A 1165-nucleotide genomic window follows, 5' to 3' on the forward strand; every position below is an offset into this window, starting at 1 on the left:
GGCGGCGGCGAGCGCCGCGGCCGTCAGGGAGTGCAGCCCGTCGACCCGGCGTGTCCCGGCACCGCGCAGCCGGTCCAGCAGACCCGACGGTGTGGCCGACGGCGCCTCGGCGGGCTCGGCGTGCGAGGTGTGGGTCACCACGAGATCCGCTTGCTCGATCTGGGCCGCGAGCGCCTCGCCCACGGAGCGTTCGTCGCCGGTGGTGAGGCCGAGGCCGCGCTCGAGGAGCGTGTCGTCGCCGAGCAGGTCGTGCTGGAGGGTGTCGATGTCGACCACGCTGAAGGAGGTGGCGATGCGGGTGTGGTCGAGGTCGCCGCGCACGGTCTCGGCGGCGAGGGCGCGGGCCGCGGGCAGGGGTTCGGCGCTGGTGGGCAGGGCGAGCAGCACGTGGTCCCAGCGGCCGTCGCGGGCGAGGCGGGCGATGGTGGGCACGGCGTCCTCGCGGACGGCGCAGGACAGGCAGGCGTGCTCGAGCGGGACGAGCACGTCCTCGATGACGCCGGTGGCGTCGAGGACGACCCGCCGGAGGTGGTCCTCGTAGATGTCGTGCCGCGTCGCGACGACGCCGGGGGCGTCGGTCAGCAGGCCGAAGAGCGCGGACTCGCGTAGCACGGGGTCGATGGTGGCCAGGACGCTCACCGGGATGATTCCGCGGCGGTCTCCGGTTCGGTACATGCTGCCTCCTCGCCCGGGGGCGAGCCCCGGAATAATTGATAACCGTTCTCAGTTCTGGTTCACTGTAGCGCGATATGAGAACGGTTCTCACCAGCGGCGGCCAGCTCGCCGCGACAGGAGGTCATGTGTCAGCCAGATGCCAGGTGCTGGGCACCGTGCCGGGGTTCGGCCACTCGATTTCGCACTCCCACGTGCGGACCAAGCGGCGGTTCGACCCCAACATCCAGAAGAAGCGCTACTGGGTTCCGTCGCTCGGCCGCAACGTCACGCTGCGGGTGAGCGCCAAGGGCATCAAGACCATCGATCGCAAGGGGATCGACGTGGTCGTCGCCCAGATCCTGGCAAGAGGGGAGAAGATCTGATGGCCAAGAAGTCGAAGATCGCCGCCGACACCCGGCGCCGCGAGCTGGTCGCCCGGTACGCCGAGCGGCGCGCCGAGCTGCGCCGCACCCTGCGCAGGCTCGACCTGCCGGCCGACGAGCGCCAGGCC

The 1165-nt window shown here is 71.4% G+C and carries 2 protein-coding genes; one reads left to right on the plus strand and one right to left on the minus strand.

What is annotated here, in order from left to right; genetic code table 11:
* The coding region (locus PROKR_RS31030; protein WP_281171760.1) for a GTP-binding protein at nt 1–675 on the minus strand (675 nt) is incomplete at its 3' end.
* Nucleotides 676–800: 125 nt separating this feature from the next.
* Between PROKR_RS31030 and rpmB the strand changes: the two genes are divergently transcribed.
* On the plus strand, nt 801–1037 hold the full coding sequence (gene rpmB / locus PROKR_RS24845) for a 50S ribosomal protein L28 (RefSeq protein WP_036968968.1): 237 nt from the start codon (nt 801–803) through the stop codon (nt 1035–1037).
* Nucleotides 1038–1165: the final 128 nt, after the last annotated feature.

Origin of the sequence: Promicromonospora kroppenstedtii DSM 19349, from assembly GCF_000515355.1 — a bacterium.
GTDB lineage: Bacteria > Actinomycetota > Actinomycetes > Actinomycetales > Cellulomonadaceae > Promicromonospora > Promicromonospora kroppenstedtii.